The 19,445-nt window shown below is 45.2% G+C and carries 27 protein-coding genes and 1 pseudogene; 8 read left to right on the top strand and 20 right to left on the bottom strand.

Features of this window, described 5'->3' with window-relative positions; genetic code table 11:
• Positions 1–20: 20 nt before the first annotated feature.
• From BP688_RS08725 to cbiM, 5 genes are read right to left on the bottom strand one after another with little or no spacing between them, the layout of a single operon-like run.
• Complete coding sequence (locus BP688_RS08725) at positions 21–515, bottom strand: methyltransferase domain-containing protein (protein ID WP_290597879.1); 495 nt, start codon at positions 513–515, stop codon at positions 21–23.
• A complete protein-coding gene (locus tag BP688_RS08720) occupies positions 493–1,485 on the bottom strand; it encodes an energy-coupling factor ABC transporter ATP-binding protein (protein ID WP_394329820.1) in 993 nt (330 codons plus the stop codon). Before BP688_RS08720 ends, BP688_RS08725 begins: the two co-directional genes overlap by 23 nt.
• Positions 1,473–2,195, bottom strand: coding sequence for a cobalt ECF transporter T component CbiQ (gene cbiQ / locus BP688_RS08715; RefSeq protein ID WP_290597881.1), 723 nt, complete (start codon positions 2,193–2,195; stop codon positions 1,473–1,475). The genes BP688_RS08720 and cbiQ overlap by 13 nt, the downstream gene beginning before the upstream one ends.
• Complete coding sequence (locus BP688_RS08710; protein WP_290597882.1) at positions 2,179–2,448, bottom strand: energy-coupling factor ABC transporter substrate-binding protein; 270 nt, start codon at positions 2,446–2,448, stop codon at positions 2,179–2,181. Before BP688_RS08710 ends, cbiQ begins: the two co-directional genes overlap by 17 nt.
• On the bottom strand, positions 2,445–3,098 hold the full coding sequence (gene cbiM / locus BP688_RS08705; protein ID WP_349677353.1) for a cobalt ECF transporter S component CbiM: 654 nt from the start codon (positions 3,096–3,098) through the stop codon (positions 2,445–2,447). The genes BP688_RS08710 and cbiM overlap by 4 nt, the downstream gene beginning before the upstream one ends.
• Before the next feature lie 135 nt (positions 3,099–3,233).
• On the opposite strand from cbiM, the gene BP688_RS08700 reads away from it, so the two are divergent.
• The 8 genes from BP688_RS08700 to BP688_RS08665 are packed head-to-tail and all read left to right on the top strand — an operon-like array spanning position 3,234 to position 8,999.
• On the top strand, positions 3,234–3,821 hold the full coding sequence (locus BP688_RS08700) for a precorrin-2 C(20)-methyltransferase (RefSeq protein WP_290597883.1): 588 nt from the start codon (positions 3,234–3,236) through the stop codon (positions 3,819–3,821).
• 1 nt (position 3,822) lies between these two features.
• Positions 3,823–4,527, top strand: a complete 705-nt coding sequence (locus tag BP688_RS08695; protein WP_290597884.1) for a cobalt-precorrin-4/precorrin-4 C(11)-methyltransferase — start codon at positions 3,823–3,825, stop codon at positions 4,525–4,527.
• Positions 4,499–5,230: a cobalamin biosynthesis protein gene (locus BP688_RS08690; RefSeq protein ID WP_290597885.1), complete on the top strand. Its 732-nt coding sequence runs from the start codon at positions 4,499–4,501 to the stop codon at positions 5,228–5,230. Before BP688_RS08695 ends, BP688_RS08690 begins: the two co-directional genes overlap by 29 nt.
• The gene (gene cobJ / locus BP688_RS08685; RefSeq protein ID WP_290597886.1) at positions 5,214–6,566 is read left to right on the top strand and encodes a precorrin-3B C(17)-methyltransferase; all 1,353 of its coding nucleotides are present in this window, start codon (positions 5,214–5,216) and stop codon (positions 6,564–6,566) included. The genes BP688_RS08690 and cobJ overlap by 17 nt, the downstream gene beginning before the upstream one ends.
• Positions 6,547–7,446: a cobalt-precorrin-5B (C(1))-methyltransferase gene (locus BP688_RS08680; protein WP_290597887.1), complete on the top strand. Its 900-nt coding sequence runs from the start codon at positions 6,547–6,549 to the stop codon at positions 7,444–7,446. The genes cobJ and BP688_RS08680 overlap by 20 nt, the downstream gene beginning before the upstream one ends.
• Positions 7,400–7,984 carry a cobalt-precorrin-7 (C(5))-methyltransferase gene (locus BP688_RS08675; RefSeq protein ID WP_290597888.1) on the top strand — a complete coding sequence of 195 codons (585 nt, stop codon included), beginning with the start codon at positions 7,400–7,402 and terminating at the stop codon, positions 7,982–7,984. Before BP688_RS08680 ends, BP688_RS08675 begins: the two co-directional genes overlap by 47 nt.
• On the top strand, positions 7,981–8,364 hold the full coding sequence (gene cbiX / locus BP688_RS08670) for a sirohydrochlorin cobaltochelatase (protein ID WP_290597889.1): 384 nt from the start codon (positions 7,981–7,983) through the stop codon (positions 8,362–8,364). Before BP688_RS08675 ends, cbiX begins: the two co-directional genes overlap by 4 nt.
• Before the next feature lie 11 nt (positions 8,365–8,375).
• Complete coding sequence (locus BP688_RS08665) at positions 8,376–8,999, top strand: Dph6-related ATP pyrophosphatase (RefSeq protein WP_290597890.1); 624 nt, start codon at positions 8,376–8,378, stop codon at positions 8,997–8,999.
• A gap of 178 nt (positions 9,000–9,177) precedes the next feature.
• Here the strand turns inward: BP688_RS08665 and BP688_RS08660 are convergent.
• The 15 genes and pseudogenes from BP688_RS08660 to BP688_RS08590 all read right to left on the bottom strand — a co-directional run.
• Positions 9,178–9,683 (bottom strand): annotated as a pseudogene (locus BP688_RS08660) (transposase); the annotation flags it as partial.
• Positions 9,684–9,767: 84 nt separating this feature from the next.
• On the bottom strand, positions 9,768–9,944 hold the full coding sequence (locus tag BP688_RS08655; RefSeq protein ID WP_290596520.1) for a hypothetical protein: 177 nt from the start codon (positions 9,942–9,944) through the stop codon (positions 9,768–9,770).
• A gap of 559 nt (positions 9,945–10,503) precedes the next feature.
• Positions 10,504–10,968 carry a hypothetical protein gene (locus BP688_RS08650; protein WP_290596519.1) on the bottom strand — a complete coding sequence of 155 codons (465 nt, stop codon included), beginning with the start codon at positions 10,966–10,968 and terminating at the stop codon, positions 10,504–10,506.
• 17 nt (positions 10,969–10,985) lie between these two features.
• A complete protein-coding gene (locus BP688_RS08645; RefSeq protein ID WP_290596518.1) occupies positions 10,986–11,189 on the bottom strand; it encodes a hypothetical protein in 204 nt (67 codons plus the stop codon).
• Positions 11,190–11,238: 49 nt separating this feature from the next.
• Entirely contained in the window at positions 11,239–11,949 is a 711-nt protein-coding gene (locus BP688_RS08640; protein WP_290596517.1) for a hypothetical protein, read from the bottom strand.
• A gap of 196 nt (positions 11,950–12,145) precedes the next feature.
• Complete coding sequence (locus tag BP688_RS08635; protein WP_290596516.1) at positions 12,146–12,403, bottom strand: hypothetical protein; 258 nt, start codon at positions 12,401–12,403, stop codon at positions 12,146–12,148.
• Positions 12,404–12,452: 49 nt separating this feature from the next.
• Positions 12,453–13,082, bottom strand: a complete 630-nt coding sequence (locus BP688_RS08630; protein WP_290596515.1) for a cation:proton antiporter domain-containing protein — start codon at positions 13,080–13,082, stop codon at positions 12,453–12,455.
• A 181-nt stretch (positions 13,083–13,263) separates the two neighbouring features.
• Complete coding sequence (locus BP688_RS08625; protein WP_290596514.1) at positions 13,264–13,893, bottom strand: V-type ATP synthase subunit D; 630 nt, start codon at positions 13,891–13,893, stop codon at positions 13,264–13,266.
• Positions 13,894–13,919: 26 nt separating this feature from the next.
• Positions 13,920–15,332: an ATP synthase subunit B gene (locus BP688_RS08620; protein ID WP_290596513.1), complete on the bottom strand. Its 1,413-nt coding sequence runs from the start codon at positions 15,330–15,332 to the stop codon at positions 13,920–13,922.
• Positions 15,333–15,337: 5 nt separating this feature from the next.
• Entirely contained in the window at positions 15,338–17,083 is a 1,746-nt protein-coding gene (locus tag BP688_RS08615; RefSeq protein WP_290596512.1) for an ATP synthase subunit A, read from the bottom strand.
• Positions 17,074–17,379 (bottom strand): V-type ATP synthase subunit F, encoded by a 306-nt coding sequence (locus BP688_RS08610; RefSeq protein WP_290596511.1) that lies wholly within the window; start codon positions 17,377–17,379, stop codon positions 17,074–17,076. The genes BP688_RS08615 and BP688_RS08610 overlap by 10 nt, the downstream gene beginning before the upstream one ends.
• Entirely contained in the window at positions 17,376–18,392 is a 1,017-nt protein-coding gene (locus BP688_RS08605; protein ID WP_290596510.1) for a V-type ATP synthase subunit C, read from the bottom strand. The genes BP688_RS08610 and BP688_RS08605 overlap by 4 nt, the downstream gene beginning before the upstream one ends.
• Before the next feature lie 5 nt (positions 18,393–18,397).
• Positions 18,398–18,964 (bottom strand): V-type ATP synthase subunit E, encoded by a 567-nt coding sequence (locus tag BP688_RS08600; RefSeq protein WP_290596509.1) that lies wholly within the window; start codon positions 18,962–18,964, stop codon positions 18,398–18,400.
• 5 nt (positions 18,965–18,969) lie between these two features.
• Entirely contained in the window at positions 18,970–19,218 is a 249-nt protein-coding gene (locus BP688_RS08595; protein WP_290624011.1) for an ATPase, read from the bottom strand.
• Between the two features lie 2 nt (positions 19,219–19,220).
• The gene (locus BP688_RS08590) at positions 19,221–19,403 is read right to left on the bottom strand and encodes a hypothetical protein (RefSeq protein ID WP_290624599.1); all 183 of its coding nucleotides are present in this window, start codon (positions 19,401–19,403) and stop codon (positions 19,221–19,223) included.
• Positions 19,404–19,445: the final 42 nt, after the last annotated feature.

Genomic DNA, 19,445 nt, shown 5'->3' with positions numbered 1-19,445 from the left:
ATGCTAAGACCATAAATAACTTACATCCGACCGCAAACGACAAAAACCGGATTTAAAGGTTTGAAGGCCAGACCACCAGCAAGTTCATAACTTTTTGCAACATTCACCACCACAATCTCCTCAAAAATCCCAAGCTCCTTCATTTTCTCTGCAACCTTTACAGCAACATCAACTCTTGCAGCGTTCACGACCACTCTCTCAACCCTGCAAACCTCAAGCATGGTCTCAATCCCTTTAGTACCTCCAAAAAACACCAGATCCACCTTATGGCTTTCAAGAAACTCCCTTCCGTCAGAACAAATCACCTCAACGTTCTCAAACTCCCTCAGCCTCTCCTGAGCCTGCTTTATGGCTTCAACGCCTGAATCCACAGCGTAGGCCTTCGCGACGTATGGAGCGAAAAATTCCGTAACGGCACCACTCCCACACCCTATATCTGCAAAAACCTTGCTTTTGTCTGGTTTTAGCTTTGAAAAAACCACCCCAATAACCTCAGTTTTCGTGTACTTCCCCATCTTTTCCCACCCTTACCTCAAGCTCCACGGGATATCTCTCAATAATTTGAGCCACATCCCGCATGCAGCCATCATCGCAAATTAGCAAAACTTCATTCCCCTCAATCGCCCTCAAAATGGCCTTTTCAACAACATCAAGCCCCTTACTTTCCATTACTCTTTCATTTTCAATCTCAAACCCACTCGAACTCCCATTCACAACACCAACGAAATCAAATTCCCCATCCAGAGACGAGGACAAAACAATCTTCCCAAACGCAAAAGTTCTGATCCCAAGCCTCCTTGCCATGTCCCAGCTCAGTCTTTCCCCTTCCCAAACAATTCTGCCAGAGTCCATAAAATAAAATCTGTCCCCAACGGCTTTGGCCAGATCAAGGTCGTGCGTGGAAATCACAACTCCTTTACCATCCTCTCTGAGCATTTTGATAAGCTCAACAATCATTTCGAAGCCGTAACCATCGACGTTAGCGGAAGGCTCATCCATAATAACGTATTCAGGATTCATGGCAAGGGCGGATGCTATGGTTAGTCTCCTCTTCTCACCACCGCTTAATGTGCTGCAAAGTCTCCTCTCATAGCCATTCAAACCAACAGCCTTGAGAGCCACTTCCACAACCTTTTCAAGCTCCTCCCCATCAATACCGAGATTTTTCGGGCCGAAGGCAACGTCCTGCCAGACAGTTGGGGAGAGAATCTGGTCGTCCGGATTCTGAAAAACGTAAAAGACCTTCTTTCTCACTTTGAGGAGGCTTTTTCTGTCGTATCTTAGCCTTTCACCGTCAACCGAAACGTAACCTTCATACGGCCTGAGTAAACCGTTGAAGTGCTTCAGCAGTGTCGTCTTTCCAGCACCATTTTTCCCCATCAGAACTGTAACCTCTCCTTTCTCAGCTTTAAAATCGACTCCCTTCAGAATGTCTTTTTCACCATACCTGAACCAAAGATTCTCCGTAAGAATCAACCAAACCACCCTGCGAGAAACAGTGCAGAGAGTATCAGAGCTGAAATGCCAGCACCCTCGGTTCTGGAATCCAGCAACGGGTAGCAACCGCGGTAGCATCTCGACTCCAAAGCCTCTTCCATAATCTCCGACCTCTTCAGAGATTTCATAAATGCTGAAAATGCGAGGAGAGATGCAGTTCTTATCATGTTCCTGAACCCAAGGAAGCCAAGACGGGATGATGCTGCGGTGTCAAGTCTCGATATTTCCTCAAAAAGAATCTGAATAGCCCTGTAAACGAGCATAAGCATCTCTACAACGAACTTTGGGATTTTCAGCTTTGAGAGTGCAGTAATAAATTCAGGGATGGAGGTGGTCATTATGAGAAAGGAGAGTATGGATAGAGATGCCGTCGAACGCAGCAGGACAGAGAAAGCTATGCCAGTGCTCTCTTCAGTTATCCTAAAAATCCAGAAACTCGCCAAAACCTTTCCATCAATCGTAAAAAGAATTACAGCCATTGCTCCTAACAGGAAGAATGCTGGAATCCGTATTATTCTAAGGTAAGCTTTCCAGTCAGCGTAAATGCAAAGCACTGAGAAAATCACTACTGCAAGGATTTGAGAGAATTTTCCAAGAACCAGTACAAGAAAAAGAGAGGATAAGGCAAGATAAACCTTGAGATTTCCATCTATAATCTTTCTCGACCTCATCTGTACAATTTCAAGCGTTTCGTGCATGTTTCAGTCCTCTGTAATATCCAAGGAAGTAACCAATCAGAGAAGCGCCGATTGCTGCCTGAAGGCTGAATAGCAAACTCTCTATCTCACCACTCGGCGGTTCCCAGATTGGAGAAAACCAAGGCTCGTAATTGGGATTTATTTGTGAAATGATCTCCTCTGCCTGTTCATCTGTCCCAGCCCATTCCTCTGCTTGGACAGTGACTAAAAGCAGGGCGACGGAGAAGAGGATAAGTAAAAAATTCCTGATCATGCTTTTACCACCTCCAGAACATCGCTTCTGACCTCGATAAGGTACGAGACCAGCAATACCGCAACCACTCCTTCCACAATTGACAGAGGAATCTGAGTTATGGCGAAAACACCCATGAATGTTGCTGTCGATGTCAGAATCCCGGAAACCCCCTCACTTGCCGGAAAGGCTAAAGCAAGCTGTATTGATGTTACAATGTAAGTAACAAGGTCAGCAAGCATGGCTGCGGCGAAAATAGCAGCTTTAAGGTTAAAATTTTTCAAAGTCCTGTAAGCCAGCCATCCGACAAATGGGCCAATTATACCCATCGACGCCGTGTTGGCGCCGAGGGTCGTAATGCCACCGTGGGCCAAAAGCAATGCCTGATAGAGGAGAACGATGATCGAAAGGAAAGCTGTTATTGATGGCCCAAACAGAACTACGGCAACTCCAGTGCCAGTGGGGTGAGAGCAGCTTCCAGTGACAGAAGGAAGCTTCAATGCTGAAAGCACGAAAATAAATCCTGCAGCAACTGCTACAAGTGACTTCATAGCTGGTTCTCTATCTATGAGCTTCTTGGTCTTCCAGGCCCCGTAAATTACGATGGGAATGGCAAAAGCATACCATACAACACTCCACTCAGCGGGAAGAAAACCCTCCATTATGTGCACTAAACCACCTCCTTTGACTCTACGTCAAGAAAACTTTATTTAAATTTTTTGGATGTTGAGTAAAGTTTAATTAACTTCGATAAAGTAGGGTTGGTGTAGTGGTTAAGGAAAATTCGTAATGTTGGGGTGGTTTGATTGCTTTACGGAGTGGGAATTGGGCTAACTAAAGAGCATCTAACACTTGAGGCCATCAAAGTCATAAAAAAGGTTGATGAAGTTATAGTTCCAGGTAAAATGGCTTATGAGATTATTAAGGATATCAGGGAACCGAGAATAGTGGAGTTCCTGATGGGTAAAAGTGAAGAGGTGGTAAAAAATCTTGCAATGGAGATTGCCAGCAGGCTGAATGAGGAAATAGCTTTTTGCTGCATTGGTGACCCGGTATTTTACTCCACATTTCACCACCTTGTCGATGAGTTGAGAAATATTAAACCGGACGCTGAAATCAGGATTATTCCTGGAATAAGCAGCATTTCAACTGCTATGGCCCTCACTGAGACCTTCGTTAGCAATTCAGCTATAATATCAACCCCAGATTTCAGTGAAACAGAGGTTGCTGTCATTCTGAAGGTTAAGAATCCAAAGGACGTAGAGAAAAAGCTCAGGGAGAAAGGGTTTAAGAAGTTCTTCCTTCTTGAAAAGATGTTTATGGAGGGTGAGGCTTTTTACGAAGAGATGCCCGAAAACTCGAGCTACTTCAGCGTTCTTGTTGCGAGGAGGTAGTATGAAGGTCTATTTTGTTGGTTTTGGGCCGGGAGATGTTGAGCTTCTTACACTCAAAGCCTACAGGCTTTTGAAGGAGGCTGATCTAATCATATATCCCGGATCACTCGTAGAAGAGAGATTTCTGGATGAATTTGGTGGAGAGAAAATCAACAGTCACGGAATGAAGCTTGAGGAGATTGTGGAGATTATAGAAAGGGCAGTGAGGGAGGGTAAGAGAGTCGTAAGGTTGCAGAGCGGTGATCCATCAATTTTTGGAGCAATCTGGGAGCAGATAAGAGAGTTGAGGAAGAGAGGAATTGATTGCGAGGTTATACCCGGAGTTAGCAGCGTTTTTGCCTCTGCTGCTTCGCTCCGCATAGAGCTTACATCTCCATCCGTACCCGGCGTGGCAATTGTCAGGCCAGCAGGGAGGACTCTTAAAGAGGACCCCCTCGACGAACTGGCAAAGCTGCCTTTAACACTCGTCATTCTTCTTGGGACAGACAGAATAGAGTATGTGGCAGAGAAGATTTCGAAAGTCAGGGGCGAAGAAGAGCCATGTGCTGTAGTATTTCATGCTTCGAGGGAAGATGAGGTTAAAATTGTCTCGACACTTGGAAAGATAGGTGAAGAGGTAAGGAAAAGAGGAATAGAAAAGACGGCAACGATAATTGTGGGTAAGGTGGTTGAGGGTTATGAAGAAAGGTCACACCTCTACGGATAGAATGAAAATTGCTCTTCTGTGCTTTGAAAAAGATAGGGACAGGCTGGAAGAAATTTACGATTTGCTGAAAAGCTATGCTGAAGTCGAATTTGTGCTATATTCAGGAGGTGTCTGGAGCAGGCTGATGGTTTACGACTGCATTGTTGCCTACCTTGCTGCCGGCATAGTTGTTAGGGGGATTTGCGGACATTTGAGGAGCAAGTGGGCTGATCCTGCTGTGGTCGTGCTTGATAAGCCCCTGAAACATGCGGTTGTCCTGCTTGGGGGGCATCATGGTGGAAATGATGTTGCAAAGCTTCTTGAAAGTGTAGGTTTGAAGGCGGTGATAAGCACAGCCATGGAATACAGCAACGGACTTAGCTTAGGCGTGGGATTCAGGAAGGACGTTAAAGCCGATGAGATTATTGATGCGATAAACAGAGCTCTTGCCGAGATTGGAGCGGAGATGGGGGATGTTAGAGTCATTGCGACCCTGGATGCTAAAAGAGGAAGTGCAATTGTGGAGGTTGCGGACAGGTTGAAAAAGCCCCTTGTTTTTGTTAGGGCCGAAGAGCTTAATTCGATGGATTTGAGGGAAACCAAGGCGGTCAAAATTGGAGTTAAGAATGTTGCTGAAGGCTGTGCGATTTACGCATCAAATACTGGCGAGCTTTTACTCCCAAAAACGGTTTACGGAGGTGTAACGGTTGCAATCGCAAGGTAAGCTTTACGTCGTTGGCATAGGACCCGGAAATGTTGAGCTGATGACCGTAAGGGCGAAGAAAGCCATCGAGGAGTCGGATTACGTTATAGGTTACAAAACGTACGTTGACAGAATTTCGGATTTGCTGGAGGGTAAGAAGGTAATGACGACTCCAATGAGGAAAGAGGTTGAGAGGGTTGAAATTGCTCTGAATCTTGCAAGGCAGCATGTCGTTTCTCTCATAAGCGGTGGTGATCCGTCGGTTTATGGCATACTACCTCTCGTTATTGAGTATGTGGTTGAGAACAATCTGGACGTCACAATCGAGGTTGTTCCGGGCGTTACAGCCTTGAATGCCGCTTCTGCACTTCTTGGCTCTCCAATAAGCGGCGATCATGCGGTTGTGAGCCTTAGCGACCTTCTAGTTCCTTGGAATCAGATAGAGAAGAGGCTGGTTCACGCACTTAAGGGAGACTTTGTCACTGCAATTTACAATCCTTCGAGCAGGAGAAGGAAGGAAAATCTAAAGAAGGCTCTGAAACTGATAAGAAAGTTCAGAGGGGACGTCTGGGTTGGAGTTGTAAGAAATGCTTTCAGAGATTGCGAGAGCATTACAATGAAGAGAGTTTCGGAGCTTGAAGACGATGAGGTGGACATGAACACGATTCTGATTGTCGGGAATTCTGAGACCGTCGTGAGAAAAGGGGCGAAAGAGGTTATGTACACTCCAAGGGGCTATTCGAGGAAGTACAGCATTTCAGCAGAACAAAAACAAGTAGCTAAGATGGGCGCAGAAACAAGAGAAGCTGTAGAGATTGCGAGGAAGAGCGAGGAAATTCTTAAAGCCTTACACCCAGAAGAAGGGTTGAAAGGGGATATCGTGAGGAGATGCATCGCAACTACTGGAGATGCTTCCATCAGGGACGTTTTGAGGTTTAAGGGAGACGTTTATGAGGGTGTAAGGGCTTTGAAGGATGGATGCAGGATAATTGTTGACGTTCACATGGTAAAGGCCGGTTTGAGGAGAGATTCGATAGCCGCCGTTGATTTTGCTGATGGTGATAGAAGCACGAAGACCGCTTCAGGTTTAAGAAATCTCAGCGATTTGATTGAAGGGAGTATTGTTGCAATAGGCAATTCACCTTCGGCTGCCTTGGCCTTGTATGAGATTGCTCAAGATTATCCGCCGAGATTCATTGTGGCCACACCCGTTGGTTTCGTGAACGCTGCAGAGTCCAAAGAGGCAATAAGGAGCCTTGAAATTCCATCGGTCACAACTGAGGGGTCGATAGGAGGGAGTGGAATCTGTGCTGCAATAGTTAACTGCCTGATTGAGCATGCTGAGAGATCCGATTGAACTCTACGAGTATCCCTTTGACTGGCACAGAGGAGATGCAGAATTGGCTGATAAGGTGAAGTCAGGGCTTTACATTCTTACAGAGGACGGTTTTCTGAGGAGAGGGATAACGACTGGGACAGCTGCTTCAGCAGCGGTTGCAGCAGCAATCTGCTCGAAATTTGATGAAGTTGAGGAGGTAGAGGTTTTCACGCCAGTAGGAATCAAAGTCAGGGTTAAGGTGGAGGAGGCTGAGAATGGCTTTGCGAGGGTTAGGAAATTTGCAGGTGACCACGAGTTTGACGTAACTGACGGTCTTGTTTTCGAGGCTCGTTTAATTGATGCTGGGATAAAGTTCGGTGAGGGAATTGGTGAGAAAAAAGGTGAAAAGGCTGTTAGTGAATCTGCGATGAAGCAGATTGTCGAGAACTTCGACTTTTACAGTAGGAAGTTTGGATACAGAGGCGGAGTTGTCGTTGAAGTCCCTGAGGGGAGAAAGGTGGCAAAGAAGACTGGAAACGAAAGAGTGGGAGTGATGAAAGGTATATCCATTCTGGGGACCACCGGATTAGTGGAGCCGTGGTGCAGGAAGCTTGTAGAAACCAAGCTGAAAATTGCGATGCAGTACAGGAAGATTGCCATTACAACCGGCAGGAAAGCGTGGTTTTACGCTTTGAAAAAGTATCCCAATTACCAGCCCTTTGTTTTTGGCGTTCATATCGACAAAGCGTTGAAGCATCCGGGGGAGAAAATTATCGTCGGCTTTCCCGGTTTGCTTTCAATCTGGGCTGGTGGGAGGGAGAAGATTCAGGAAAAAGCTGAGAAAGCTGGAGCGAGAGTGGAGGTAATTGAGGATGATATGGGTAGTTGGAGCTGGTATCTGTCAGGGGCAGATCACTGAGAGAGGTAGGGAATTGCTGAGAAGAGCAGATGTCGTTTACGGGAGCAGAAGGGCGTTTGAACTAATGAATGTCGAGGTAAAGGAAAAGAGAATCCTTACCAGATTTGACGATTCTGTTTTCGAGGAGATTGCAAGAGAGGGAGCAGGGAAAGAAGTGGTTGTGCTCTCCACCGGAGATCCGATGGTCGCCGGGCTTGGGAGAAGAATTCGGGGGATTGATGCAGAGGTAGAGATAGAGCCGGGAATTTCGAGCGTTCAGCTCGCTCTGGCAAAGCTCAAGGTCGATCTCACAGAGGTTGTGGTTGTTGACTGCCATGCGAGGGATTTCGATTCATCACTGCTTGATTTTCTTAGATATCGCCATTTGCTCATCTTAGCTGACAGAAGATTTGATCTTACCAAGCTTGGAAAGAGGAGGGTTGTAATCCTTGAAAATCTCTGTATGGAGAATGAAATGGTAAGAGAGGATTTTGCAGACTCAGCTGAGATCAAATCTGATTATACGATAATTTTCCTCGAAAAGGAGGTGGTTGAATGAGGAAGGGTTTGTTGATTGTTGGACACGGGAGCCAGCTAAACCATTACAGAGAGGTTATGGAGCTGCACAGGAAGAGAATTGAGGATAGTGGAGCTTTTGATGAGGTTAAAATAGCCTTCGCTGCGAGGAAAAGGAGACCGATGCCTGACGAGGCCATAAGAGAGATGGACTGTGATGTCGTTTACGTTGTACCGCTCTTCATCTCCTATGGCCTCCACGTCACAGAAGACCTGCCTGACATACTCGGATTTCCGAGGGGGAGGGGGATAAAGGAAGGCGAGTTTGAGGGTAAGAAAGTTGTTATTTGCGAGCCAATTGGCGAAGATTACTTTGTGACGTATGCAATACTTAACTCGGTTTACAGAATCGGGAGAGAATAGAGGGATGAAAGATGAGTACCATAGCAATGTGGAGTGGGGGAAAGGACAGCAGCCTCGCTTTGTGGAGAGCATCGAAAGAAATGAACGTTGACAGATTGCTTTGCATGGTTCACGAGGGTAAGGCAAGGGCACATGGCATTGATGTCGAGATTATCAGAGCTCAGGAGAGGGCGATGGGCAAAGAAATCTTTATTGAAGAGGTGACATGGAAAAGCTACGAGGAGAGGTTAAAGAGTGTTTTCAGAAAGTTTAGTGTTAACAAGGCGATTTTCGGGGACATTTACCTGCAGGAGCACAGAGACTGGATAGAGAGGGTTTGCAGCGAAGCTGGAGTTGAGCCCGTTTTCCCTCTTTGGGGTGAAGATACAAAAAGGCTTGCGGAGGAATTCATTGATGCTGGATTCGAGGCTTACGTTATCGCAGTGAGAAAGGATTTAGAGGAGATTCTTGGCAGAAGGTTTGACAGGCAGCTAATTGACTTTGCATTGAAAAACGGAATTGACCCCTGCGGAGAGGACGGGGAGTTCCATACAATTGTCGTTGATGGGCCGATTTTCAGAGAAAGGGTTAGTTTCGAGTTTGGAGAGGTTTTTGAGAGCGAAAAATATTACCATTTGAGGATAAAAGCTCTCTGAATTTTTATTTTAATGTCTTTTCTCGAAATTATTTCCCACTTTAGCCAGAACGGGCAGAAATCTGAGAAAATAATTATTAGAGAAGGAAATAAAAGCCATAGATGAAGTGTATGAGGGATACAGGTGTAACGCAATTGTATTGCAAAAATACTAAAAAAGGAGTGGGGTCTTCTCCATCTCACCACTCAGATAATTTCTGAATAACCCTCTTTTCCCCTGAATCTGAGCTTAAAAGTCACTGTCAACAGGACAGAAAGAGAACACCTCTTTTTAACTGGCTCGCAATCATAGCAGTGCAACTTCTTCAAACTGAAAGCCTCTTTCCCCAGTTTTATTACGTCCTCTATTATGCTCCTCAAAACTCTTAAGATTTAGACTTAATCCTTCAAACAACTTCTTAATCAGCCTTCTATACCTTTTCTTCTCCTTCTCAACGTTCTTCGAGTTAAATATGAAAAGAGGATAGCTTATCAAACCTCTAAGCCTCTCAAACCTGAAATTTTTGAGATAATCAGTATTATGCCGTATCTAATCCCGATTAAAGTTCTGTAGCTGTAAAATCCCTTATCCAATTATTGAATCTCCAAACCTGATCAGCTTCTTTCTCCTAAGCATTTTTAAGATCAGGTAAATCCTGCTTTCGTGAACTTGTAGATATACGTAAAAGAATAGGGGCGTCAAGGTACATTCCAAAGACCGTTAAGAAGAGTTTAGTTAACATACATCTTCACCTATACTTTCGCTCATGTTAGATATACTTTAAGCCAGTTAGTAGATTGAAAGATAGAATAAAATAGTTAGTGGATAGAACTTGAATAATTGAGGTAACCAATCAGTTTCAAATACTCCTTTTCCGATCATCCAGCCTGCTGCCATGCCCAATACCAATCCGAGGGTCATAAGAACTCTATCCGCACTTTTTCTCAAATCTTCTTCTGAAAGCATATTCAGTTTGTATAACCTTTTTGTTACTTTCCGGTTAGATTCGATGAGTAAGAACGTCACAAACCCCGCTAATATGCTCAAGACAAAATTCAATTCCATCAGCGAATACCAGCCCATTGTAACGCTGAGAAAACACAGAATTTTTCTTACAGTAAGAGCCGTGTGAGAGAATCTTATCAGGTTGGGTAACGACGTATTAATAAATTTCTGCTATGATGAAAAAGAAGGATCCAATTCCGAGAGCTTTTAAGATGTTAACGCGTAAAAAGAAACTTGTTATCGAGCAAATTACCACGACAAACTCTTTTAATGCCAACTTTGGCCAGTAGTTATGAACTTTAATTTCTCCTCTCCTCAGAACTCCTTTTTTGCGCAAAACGTACGCCAAATCAATGAACAGAGAAATCATTGCAGCAAACAGCACACTCGTTCCGAAATGTAAGAAAAGAACAGCGCTGAATACTGCAGCTAATAAAATCGTTCCTTACAAAATTTAAAAATAGGATTTTGAGATTCATATTTAACAAAACTGAGACAATAGCGGACCGCATACTGTTGTTTATGTTAAGTGGACACGTCCGCTCCTGCCATACTGCAAACTAAACTTACAAGCTTCAGTACAAAGATCGTCAATTACCACAGCACCACCGAACCCCTCAACGTTATACTCCCTCAAACCCCTCTCGACCCCCCCCCTCGCCAAGTCATTGAGTTCAACTTTAACCTTGTTCCAAATCCGGCTCGTGTTATCGTTCTTCCTGATCTCATTTAGCACCTTGTCAAGCAATCTGTAGTGCTCCGCTAGAGTTGTCTTGTTTGCGAAAAACACCACATCCGCTACTGGCTGAGCCTTGTCATCCCTCGGGTCGATGTTTACAATCGTCATGAAGAGGTTCGTATCGTTTACTGGCATTATTCTTGTCACAATGCTCACATTGTACTGCTCGTACTCTACACCGTAGGCAAGAATCTGGAAGCTGTAGCTGAAAGTTTCGTTGTAGAGCGTTACGTTCAGTAGCTTCATAAATCCTTTCGCTATACTTAATTACATAATTTCTTCAGCGTGCTGTATCCAACCATTATTATACCAGAGACCACTATTGTCCCCAAGCAGAAACCTGGACCCAACTCTATGGAGTTGCCTGTTATGCCGAAATACAGTAAAAGAATTAAGCTACTTAACGTTGGGAACAGAATTAGAATTTTTCCCACAATCTCTACAGCCTCAAGTGTCTCTTCTTTCATTCTTCTCACACCTCAGTTAAAAAAATAGATTTAAAAATCTATTGTGATGCTATAATACCACACTCCCCCCCAGGTAATCTCCATCAAATCGTCCAAAGTCTGAGCCTGCCTCTCCAGCCCCGTATACTGCTGCACTGGTAATTACTTCGACGTAAACTATGTATGTGTGACCTGCTTGTAGATTTACTGAAATCCCGTTGTTAAAGTCATCATCTACACCAGTCCACCCAACACCGCCTTCGGAGTGCTGATAAATCGTTGTTGAGTATTTAGTACCTGTTGTAGCGTCATAAACAACCAGATTTACATTTACATTGCTGTTTCCCCCTGCGAAGGCACTTGTTAGTCCATAAATGTGTCCACGCATTATTATGTTAGCTGGCTTCATACCACTTCCACTGACATAAAATGATTTCCCTATCCATCCCCATGCAGAGGCTCCTCCATATCCACCTGGCCCTAACAAAGTCGCTACCTCTATTTTGTTTTGGGAAAAATAATACTCGGAACCATACCATGCTGGTGCAGCTCCCCATCGTGAAGCTCCCTTGTCACCACAATTGGAATCATAAAACGTCTCGTCAACACCCAAATAAACCGTTGACTTTGTTGTGAAACTGTTACTAAAAGCTTTTACAGATTCTTCGATTCCACTTTTTGCCATTTCATGTACGATTTCTAACAGTTTTTCTACTTCTTTGCTGCTTTTTATTACCCTACTCGAGTCTACCGCCGAAATCAGATGTTTTTCTTTAGCCATTAGTTCACTTTCTGTTTTAAACTCTTTTTGTCTGCAGCCATCACCGGCACCACTCCACTTCCAAGCATCACCAAAACCAGCAGCAGGTTTAACACTTTCCTGCCTGCCATGCCATCACCAACCAATCTGAGATGCTATAGCATATATATTTTATGTTGCATGTTATCAACAAACTACATTAATGCTCTTGCCAAACCTAACCCCTCGCCATCAACAAACCCACAATTGACGTATAAAGAACAACAACCGCCACCGCTGGAACGTATTCGGGAGCAAAGAGGGCGGGAAAGATTGCCGGGAACTCACCTATCACCAGAGTGTAGTTGAAAATCTCCTTTGCATCCCTCTTTGATTTGTGAACAATTTCTCCAATGAAACAAGCTCCCGCCATCTTCCCGACCACTGCCAGAATTACGAGCAGGAGAGCGAGGTAATCCAGCCTGAAATCTATCATCGTCCCGAAAAAGATGAAAAGACGGCTATGAAAACTTCCTTAAAGGAAATCAGAATTTGTCAAACTTGCTTCTGTGAAGAGAAATGCCAAAAGCACCGCAACCAGTGCTTCGGAAACTTTCAGCTTTTTCCACCAGAAAGAGGGAAATGGACGGGATGGAGAAAGTCAAAAGGTATGGAATCTCATCCTCTCTATCCATCAAATTCCCTAAGAACGGATAAAGAAGGTAAATATCAAAGGCTGCTGCTTCAAAGACCATCAAAAGGATGACAATTTCCGCAAAGGCAAAAATCAGCTTTCTGTTATCTACCAGCATCTTCAAATTAATTGCAGAACTGCTGATGTAAACTACGGAAGCAAGGATGAGCGAATCGTGAATGTTGAAGCCGAGGTAAAGTAGAACAAGAAAAGCCGGGAAAAGTTGAAGGCAAAGTCTACAAAACCGCTTAGCAGTATCTTCGAACCTCTCGCCTTCAACGTAGCAGGACTTATTTTCATCCCAATGTAAAACAAGAAAAACAACACCCAGCTTCCCTATAATCTCAATGTCTTCAGCCAGATGTAATCCCAACTGGTTAAGAGCGATGCCTACGAAAATGTATGCTGGAATCGGTGTTATTCTGAGTTTTCTGCTAAGTATTGCGGCAATCGCAGCAGCGGTGACAATTAAGGGGAGCATCTTATTTCCGTTATCACGATGGATACCTTCGCAACTTTTATCTAAGAATCAAGAAAAATGCTGGTATGCATCTACTACATGCTAAAGAGGAAGGAAGCTTTATCAATCTGCTGACCAAATACCCATGAAAGATTCCACATAGGTGGGATGCTCCACTTTAAAACTATACGAAGAAAAAAATTTATGTTGCAGCCTTCTTCGTCTTAAGCTTCTTCAGCCTGATAATGTTCTCTCTGTCCATTTCCTCAAGCTTGAAGGCAATAAACTTCGCAAGCTCTTCCATTGTTGGAATAACTCTGTATTCAAGAGCGTTAACTCTCCTTTTAGTCCTTTCGATTTCTTCTATCAGCTTTCTCAGTGTAGTCTCAATCTCAGCCACCTCAAGAATGGCGTCAACAAGCTCTTCATATGCTTCTACTGCTTCATCAACTCTCATTGATGTGCTCAAAATACCGTAACCTCTCTCAGTTGCTTTTTTCCTAACTGGTTCACGCTTTATCACTGGAACAACTACACCCATTATGTTTTTCCTCTTCATGCTGAACTCAGGCTGAATCTGGCAGCATGAAAGGGCAATTGACTTTACAGCCACAATTCCGTCAACAGCTATTGCCAGAGTTAATTTCTGCTGAGCCTTCTTGTACTTCTCGACCATTCCGCTTATGACTTCTTTAGCCTCCTCCAGGAGCTGTCTGAACTCCATGATGAGACCATCTCTCTTCATCTTCAGCAGAGCATGACCACGGGTGGCCATCTTTATCCTTCTTCTGAGCTTTATGAGTTCCATTCGTGTTGGCTGAACCTCTGCCATTTCTTTGTCACCCCTGAAAAATATTTTCAGGAGGCCTCCTCTGCAGCCTCCTCTGCCTTAGCCTGCCCTTTTCTATACTTGGGGTGATATTTCTCGATGAACTTCCTCTCAACCTTGGTCAGTTCTCTCTCAGGTAGCATTGCGAGCAATTCCCATCCAAGGTCGAGGGTCTGCTCGATGTCTCTGTCTTCGTATCTGCCCTGCTGGACGAATCTCCTCTCGAATTCATCTGCAAACTTCAGGAAGAGCCTGTCTCTTTCTGACAAAGCTTCTTCACCGACAATAGCAACCAATCCACGGAGATCAACACCCTCAGCGTAGGCAGCATACATCTGGTCGTTCCACTGCGGATGGTCATCTCTTGTGAAGCCCTCACCAATACCTTCTTTCATCAGCCTGCTGAGAGACGGCAGAACGTTGATTGGCGGATAAATACCCTTAGCATGCAGCTCTCTGCTCAGAACGATCTGTCCCTCAGTGATATAGCCTGTCAGGTCGGGAATCGGGTGGGTGATGTCGTCACCGGGCATCGTCAAGATTGGCATCTGCGTAATCGTTCCCTTTCTACCTCTAATTCTTCCTGCTCTCTCGTATATCGTAGCGAGGTCAGTGTACATGTAACCCGGATAACCTCTTCTTCCCGGAACCTCTTCTCTTGCTGCAGAGATCTCTCGCAGAGCTTCGCAGTAGTTGGTCATATCCGTCAGGATGACGAGGATGTGCAAGTCATATTCGTATGCGAGAAACTCTGCTGCTGTCAGTGCCATACGTGGGGTGAGCAACCTTTCGATAGCAGGATCGTTGGCAAGGTTCAGGAAAACAACGGCTCTTTCAAGAGCTCCGGTTCTCTCGAACTCCTTCATGAACTGATAAGCTTCTTCGTAAGTAATACCCATAGCCGCGAATATAACAGCGAACTCCTCAGCCTCTCCGAGAACCTTCGCCTGTCTCGCAACCTGCAGAGCAATGTCGTTGTGCGGCAAACCTGAACCGCTAAATATCGGAAGCTTCTGACCTCTGACGAGAGTGTTCATCCCGTCAATAGCCGAAATACCGGTCTGGATGAACTCTCTCGGATACTGCCTCGCATAGGGATTAATTGCAGCACCTACAATTGGTCTCCTCTCTTCAGGCACTATCTTCGGACCACCATCAATCGGATCACCGGAACCACTCAGAATTCTTCCCAGCATGTCCTTGGAACAGTTCAGCTTAACAATATCTCCCGTAAATCTCACAGTGCTTGTGGTATCAACACCTCTCGTTCCCTCAAAAACCTGAACTATGACAATATCTTTCGACGTGTCGAGAACCTGTCCTCTTCTGGTTGAGCCGTCGGGAAGTGTGAGCGTAACGAGCTCTCCATAGGCAACTGGCTCTGTTTTTTCAACAAAAACGAGAGGTCCGGCAACCTGAGTTATGGTCTTATACTCCTTCATTTTTATCACTCTCCAAGCAAATTCTTCCTAATCTTCTCAAGCGCAGCATTCATTGCAGTCTTGTAGTCCTCCTCAAGCTTTGACCTTGCAAACTCCTCCATACCTTCAACTCCTGTGATCTCGTCAATTGTCTTTCCTGCTTCGAGCGCCTTGAAGAACCAGTCGTTAATTTGCTTTATCGCCTTCAGCATGTCATACTGCTTCTCAACACTGCAGTATGTGTCAACCGGGTGGTATGCATACTGCACAAGATAAACCTCTCTGATGATTCTCGCAACTTCAAGCAGCAGTCTCTGGGACTCTGGCAGAGCATCACTACCGACAAGCTGCACGATCTCCTGCAAGTTCGCTTCCTCCTGCAGCACCTCCATTGCCCACTTCCTCAACTCGTCCCACTCTTCACTAACATTCTCTGTGAACCAATCTCTCAGGGTGTCAATGTAGAGGCTGTAGCTCTGCAGCCAGTTGATGGCGGGGAAGTGTCTTCTTGCAGCAAGCTTCGCATCGAGAGCCCAGAACACTTTAACAATTCTGAGTGTGTTCTGGGTAACAGGCTCACTGAAATCTCCACCCGGTGGAGAAACCGCACCAACAACCGTAACACTTCCTACGTTTCCTGCGAGAGTCTTGACTCTCCCGGCTCTCTCATAGAACTCTGCAAGCCTCGATGCCAGATAAGCCGGATACCCTTCTTCACCGGGCATCTCCTCAAGCCTTCCCGAAATCTCTCTCATTGCCTCTGCCCATCTGCTTGTCGAGTCTGCCTGAATTGCCACGTCGTACCCCATGTCTCTGAAGTACTCTGCAATTGTGATTCCAGTGTAAACTGAAGCTTCTCTCGCAGCGACAGGCATGTTGGATGTGTTAGCGACGAGAACGGTTCTCTCCATCAACGGCTTGCCAGTTCTTGGGTCTTCAAGTTCTGGGAACTCCTCAAGAACCTCCGTCATCTCGTTTCCTCTCTCACCGCATCCAATGTAAACGATAATCTGTGCATCACTCCACTTCGCCAACTGGTGCTGTGTCACAGTCTTGCCGCTTCCGAACGGACCGGGAATTGCTGCAGTACCACCCTTTGCAACCGGGAAGAACGTGTCAAGAATTCTCTGTCCCGTGATGAGTGGCACTACAGGTGGAAGCTTCTCCACGTATGGCCTCGGGATTCTGACAGGCCATTTGTGGTAGAGTTTGAGTTCAGTCCCGTCTTCAAGAACCACAACGGTATCCTCAACGGTAAAGCTGCCCTCGTAAACCTCCGCTACCGTACTTTCCTTGATGTTTGGTGGAGCCAGTATTTTCTGCTCTACAACTTCAGTCTCCTGAACCGTTCCTATGATCTCTCCTGGAGTTATCTTGTCACCCTTCTTTACAATTGGCTTGAACTCCCACTTTGCCTTTCTGTCCAAACCGGGAGCTTCAATACCTCTACCGATGAAGTCTCCACTTACATCCTTCAGAACAGGAAGAGGTCTCTGGACACCGTCGTATATGTTTCTGATTAACCCAGGCCCGAGTTCAACGCTGAGCGGCATTCCAGTGTTCTCCACCCTGTCACCAGGTTTGACACCAGAAGTATCCTCGTAAACCTGAATGAGAACTTTCTCACCTACTAAACCAACTACCTCTCCCATCAGCCCCTCTTCACCGACCTTACACAGATCATACATTCTCGCCTTGAGTCCCTCGGCTACGACAAGGGGCCCAGATATCCTGTAAATTTCTCCTACCAATCCAGCTTCTTTCACTTCCATAGGTCAACACCTATCGCCTTTCTTATTTTCTCCCTAATCTCTTCCACACCTCCAGTTCCACCCACCGAAACAAAGGTGGGTTCTACCTTTTCATCAATCTCCCTCCTCAGCACAGGAGGGAGCTTCTGGAGATATTCTTGCTTGATAATAACAACACCAACGTCGTCTCTCTTTAAAACCTCTTCAACAGCTTTAACAATCTCCTCGTCCGATGAAACCTCGTATGTCTCAGGTATCCCTGCAAGCATAAAACCAAGGCTAAAGTCTGTATCGCCGATTACCGCAAGCTTCTTCATATTATCACCATCTGTCTCTCAATTTCATCGTTCGGCAACCCGTAATACTTACCCCAGCCAAGTATTCTGAGGTTGTCCACTTCGACCTTTTTCAGAACCATGTATTGCAGAACTGGCAATACACTCAGCGGATAATTGCTCGCCCTCCTCGCAATTGCAGAAATCCAGGCCTTGTCGAAGTTGACTTCAATCTCCGAAAGTTCTTCAGTAACATTCTCGACCTCCTTCCAGAACCAGTATCCCTCCAAGGATTTCGATATCTCATCAAAGGACATCGCTGCAAGCTTTCTTGCTTCATCCTCCGTTAACTCGTATCCACCGGGTATTATCCTCTCCAGAATCTCCTCCGTTGATGCGCCATCAATCTTCAACCTGAGAATTGTCTTTATGTTTCTTATGTCAATCTCCATTTTGATGAAGTTTACAAAGAGCTTGGTTTCAAACTCTCTTGCCGGCATCTCGACGATTTTTCTGTAGTAGGCCTTGTACATCTCATCCTCAACGACGTTCATGGGAACTGAGCCTATCTTGGATAAAGCTTCGTAGTAAGGCGTACCCTCCATCTCTTTGACTATTTCATCCATCTCTTTAACCATCAGTGATTTTAGGTATTCTTCACTGAACTCCCCGGCTGGGACAATGGTCTCTTCCATTAGCTCTGGCTGTACACCAGCGTTTTTGCCTCTAATTATATTGATAATATTCCAGACATCCCATCTTTTCAGATACTCCCTGATGAGAATCTTCGCATCTCCGAAGGAGACCTGAAGTATCTTCCTGTAGGTTTTTGCAAGATTTGAGGCAAGAGCGTAATCGAGCAGCCGAGGACCCGAATACCTGTAACCTATCTCATCAATTTCCTTCCTGTATTCTGTTTCTTCTAAGAATCTCACTATTTCATCGAAGGACATGTTCAAAAGCTTTCTAAAGTCCTCTCCCTTTAGCAGTCTACTCTTCATCACTTTTGTTCTTGCGACTATGTAGGCGTAGGCAGCCTTCGTCCTCGAAATCATTGCAATCACCCGAACAAAATCTTCGAGACCTCAGCCAGTTTCTGCTCGTAAACTTGATTCAGCAACTCATCGAATGTAAGGTTGATCCTCACCTCCCCCTTAGGGTCTTCAAGTATTATTCCACCAATACATTCGATGTTTCCGGCATAATTGAGGTCAAGCTTCAGCTCTTTTAGAGCATCCTTCACGATTCCCTCGTCCTCCTTCCTTGAGTATACAAGCATGCCGGGTGAAGCATTTTTGCTTAGCAACTTTTTAATGATCTCCTTTCTTGTTCCCTCGTCCATGTCTCGCACTTTCTGCCTCAGAAGATCAAATACCTGCTCTACTATCTCCTTCTGCTTGTTTAGCAACAATCTTTTCATTTCAAGTGTAACAGCCGATATTTCCTGCTTTTTAAGAGCCTCACCCTCCCTCTCTGCCTCATATCTTGCCCTCTTCAGTATTTCCTCTGCCTCTCTTTTGGCCTCTTCTATTATCTTTTCGGCCTCTTTTTCTGCCTCCTCCTTTATCTTCTTTACTGTCTCATCGCCTCTTTTTTGTATCTCCTCCAGTACGGGTTCGAGAGGCATCTCTTTCACCCGTAGGCGAACATCAGTATGAAGCTAATAACGAGACCGAATATAACGATGGTCTCTGGAATAACTGTGAACAGCAGACCCAAACCGAGGAAACCTCTGTCCTCTGCAATCGCTCCTACTGCCGCTGCACCAATACCGCTCTCACCAGCACCAGCACCAATTCCTGCAAGTCCTACAGCAAGTCCAGCTCCTACAGCAGCGCATCCCTTTATGAATGCTTCATCACTTATCAGGGCATCAACCATTTCTAACCACCTCCTAACAGTATGTCGATCCACTTTACAGTATCTTCAAACCTGTATCCAAAAAATAATATCAGGAGCGCTATTGAAGCGCCGAGCGAGAGTCTGAATGTCGATACTATCCAGTAGTATCTGACAAACCTCTCTACGTTCTTTTCCGTCGCAATTCTCCTTGCGATTTTGTGCACAAACTCTTCTCCGATCATTTACCCGTAGGCGAACATCAGTAT

The sequence above is a fragment of the Archaeoglobus sp. UBA230 genome, from assembly GCA_002507545.1.
Taxonomy (GTDB): Archaea; Halobacteriota; Archaeoglobi; order Archaeoglobales; family Archaeoglobaceae; genus Archaeoglobus.
Note: the sequence above shows the minus strand (reverse complement) of the source record. Positions and strands in the feature narration are given on the sequence as shown.

What these genes read in the sequence shown, in the direction of transcription:
- BP688_RS08725 (WP_290597879.1), bottom strand. Translation starts at nt 515, where the DNA reads ATGGGGAAGTACACGAAAACTGAGGTTATTGGGGTGGTTTTTTCAAAG.
- cbiQ (WP_290597881.1), bottom strand. Translation starts at nt 2,195, where the DNA reads ATGCACGAAACGCTTGAAATTGTACAGATGAGGTCGAGAAAGATTATA.
- BP688_RS08710 (WP_290597882.1), bottom strand. Translation starts at nt 2,448, where the DNA reads ATGATCAGGAATTTTTTACTTATCCTCTTCTCCGTCGCCCTGCTTTTA.
- BP688_RS08695 (WP_290597884.1), top strand. Translation starts at nt 3,823, where the DNA reads ATGAAGGTCTATTTTGTTGGTTTTGGGCCGGGAGATGTTGAGCTTCTT.
- BP688_RS08690 (WP_290597885.1), top strand. Translation starts at nt 4,499, where the DNA reads ATGAAGAAAGGTCACACCTCTACGGATAGAATGAAAATTGCTCTTCTG.
- BP688_RS08680 (WP_290597887.1), top strand. Translation starts at nt 6,547, where the DNA reads ATGCTGAGAGATCCGATTGAACTCTACGAGTATCCCTTTGACTGGCAC.
- BP688_RS08675 (WP_290597888.1), top strand. Translation starts at nt 7,400, where the DNA reads ATGATATGGGTAGTTGGAGCTGGTATCTGTCAGGGGCAGATCACTGAG.
- cbiX (WP_290597889.1), top strand. Translation starts at nt 7,981, where the DNA reads ATGAGGAAGGGTTTGTTGATTGTTGGACACGGGAGCCAGCTAAACCAT.
- BP688_RS08665 (WP_290597890.1), top strand. Translation starts at nt 8,376, where the DNA reads ATGAGTACCATAGCAATGTGGAGTGGGGGAAAGGACAGCAGCCTCGCT.
- BP688_RS08655 (WP_290596520.1), bottom strand. Translation starts at nt 9,944, where the DNA reads ATGCTTTCAGAAGAAGATTTGAGAAAAAGTGCGGATAGAGTTCTTATG.
- BP688_RS08650 (WP_290596519.1), bottom strand. Translation starts at nt 10,968, where the DNA reads ATGAAGCTACTGAACGTAACGCTCTACAACGAAACTTTCAGCTACAGC.
- BP688_RS08645 (WP_290596518.1), bottom strand. Translation starts at nt 11,189, where the DNA reads ATGAAAGAAGAGACACTTGAGGCTGTAGAGATTGTGGGAAAAATTCTA.
- BP688_RS08640 (WP_290596517.1), bottom strand. Translation starts at nt 11,949, where the DNA reads ATGGCTAAAGAAAAACATCTGATTTCGGCGGTAGACTCGAGTAGGGTA.
- BP688_RS08635 (WP_290596516.1), bottom strand. Translation starts at nt 12,403, where the DNA reads ATGATAGATTTCAGGCTGGATTACCTCGCTCTCCTGCTCGTAATTCTG.
- BP688_RS08630 (WP_290596515.1), bottom strand. Translation starts at nt 13,082, where the DNA reads ATGCTCCCCTTAATTGTCACCGCTGCTGCGATTGCCGCAATACTTAGC.
- BP688_RS08625 (WP_290596514.1), bottom strand. Translation starts at nt 13,893, where the DNA reads ATGGCAGAGGTTCAGCCAACACGAATGGAACTCATAAAGCTCAGAAGA.
- BP688_RS08620 (WP_290596513.1), bottom strand. Translation starts at nt 15,332, where the DNA reads ATGAAGGAGTATAAGACCATAACTCAGGTTGCCGGACCTCTCGTTTTT.
- BP688_RS08615 (WP_290596512.1), bottom strand. Translation starts at nt 17,083, where the DNA reads ATGGAAGTGAAAGAAGCTGGATTGGTAGGAGAAATTTACAGGATATCT.
- BP688_RS08610 (WP_290596511.1), bottom strand. Translation starts at nt 17,379, where the DNA reads ATGAAGAAGCTTGCGGTAATCGGCGATACAGACTTTAGCCTTGGTTTT.
- BP688_RS08605 (WP_290596510.1), bottom strand. Translation starts at nt 18,392, where the DNA reads ATGATTTCGAGGACGAAGGCTGCCTACGCCTACATAGTCGCAAGAACA.
- BP688_RS08600 (WP_290596509.1), bottom strand. Translation starts at nt 18,964, where the DNA reads ATGCCTCTCGAACCCGTACTGGAGGAGATACAAAAAAGAGGCGATGAG.
- BP688_RS08595 (WP_290624011.1), bottom strand. Translation starts at nt 19,218, where the DNA reads ATGGTTGATGCCCTGATAAGTGATGAAGCATTCATAAAGGGATGCGCT.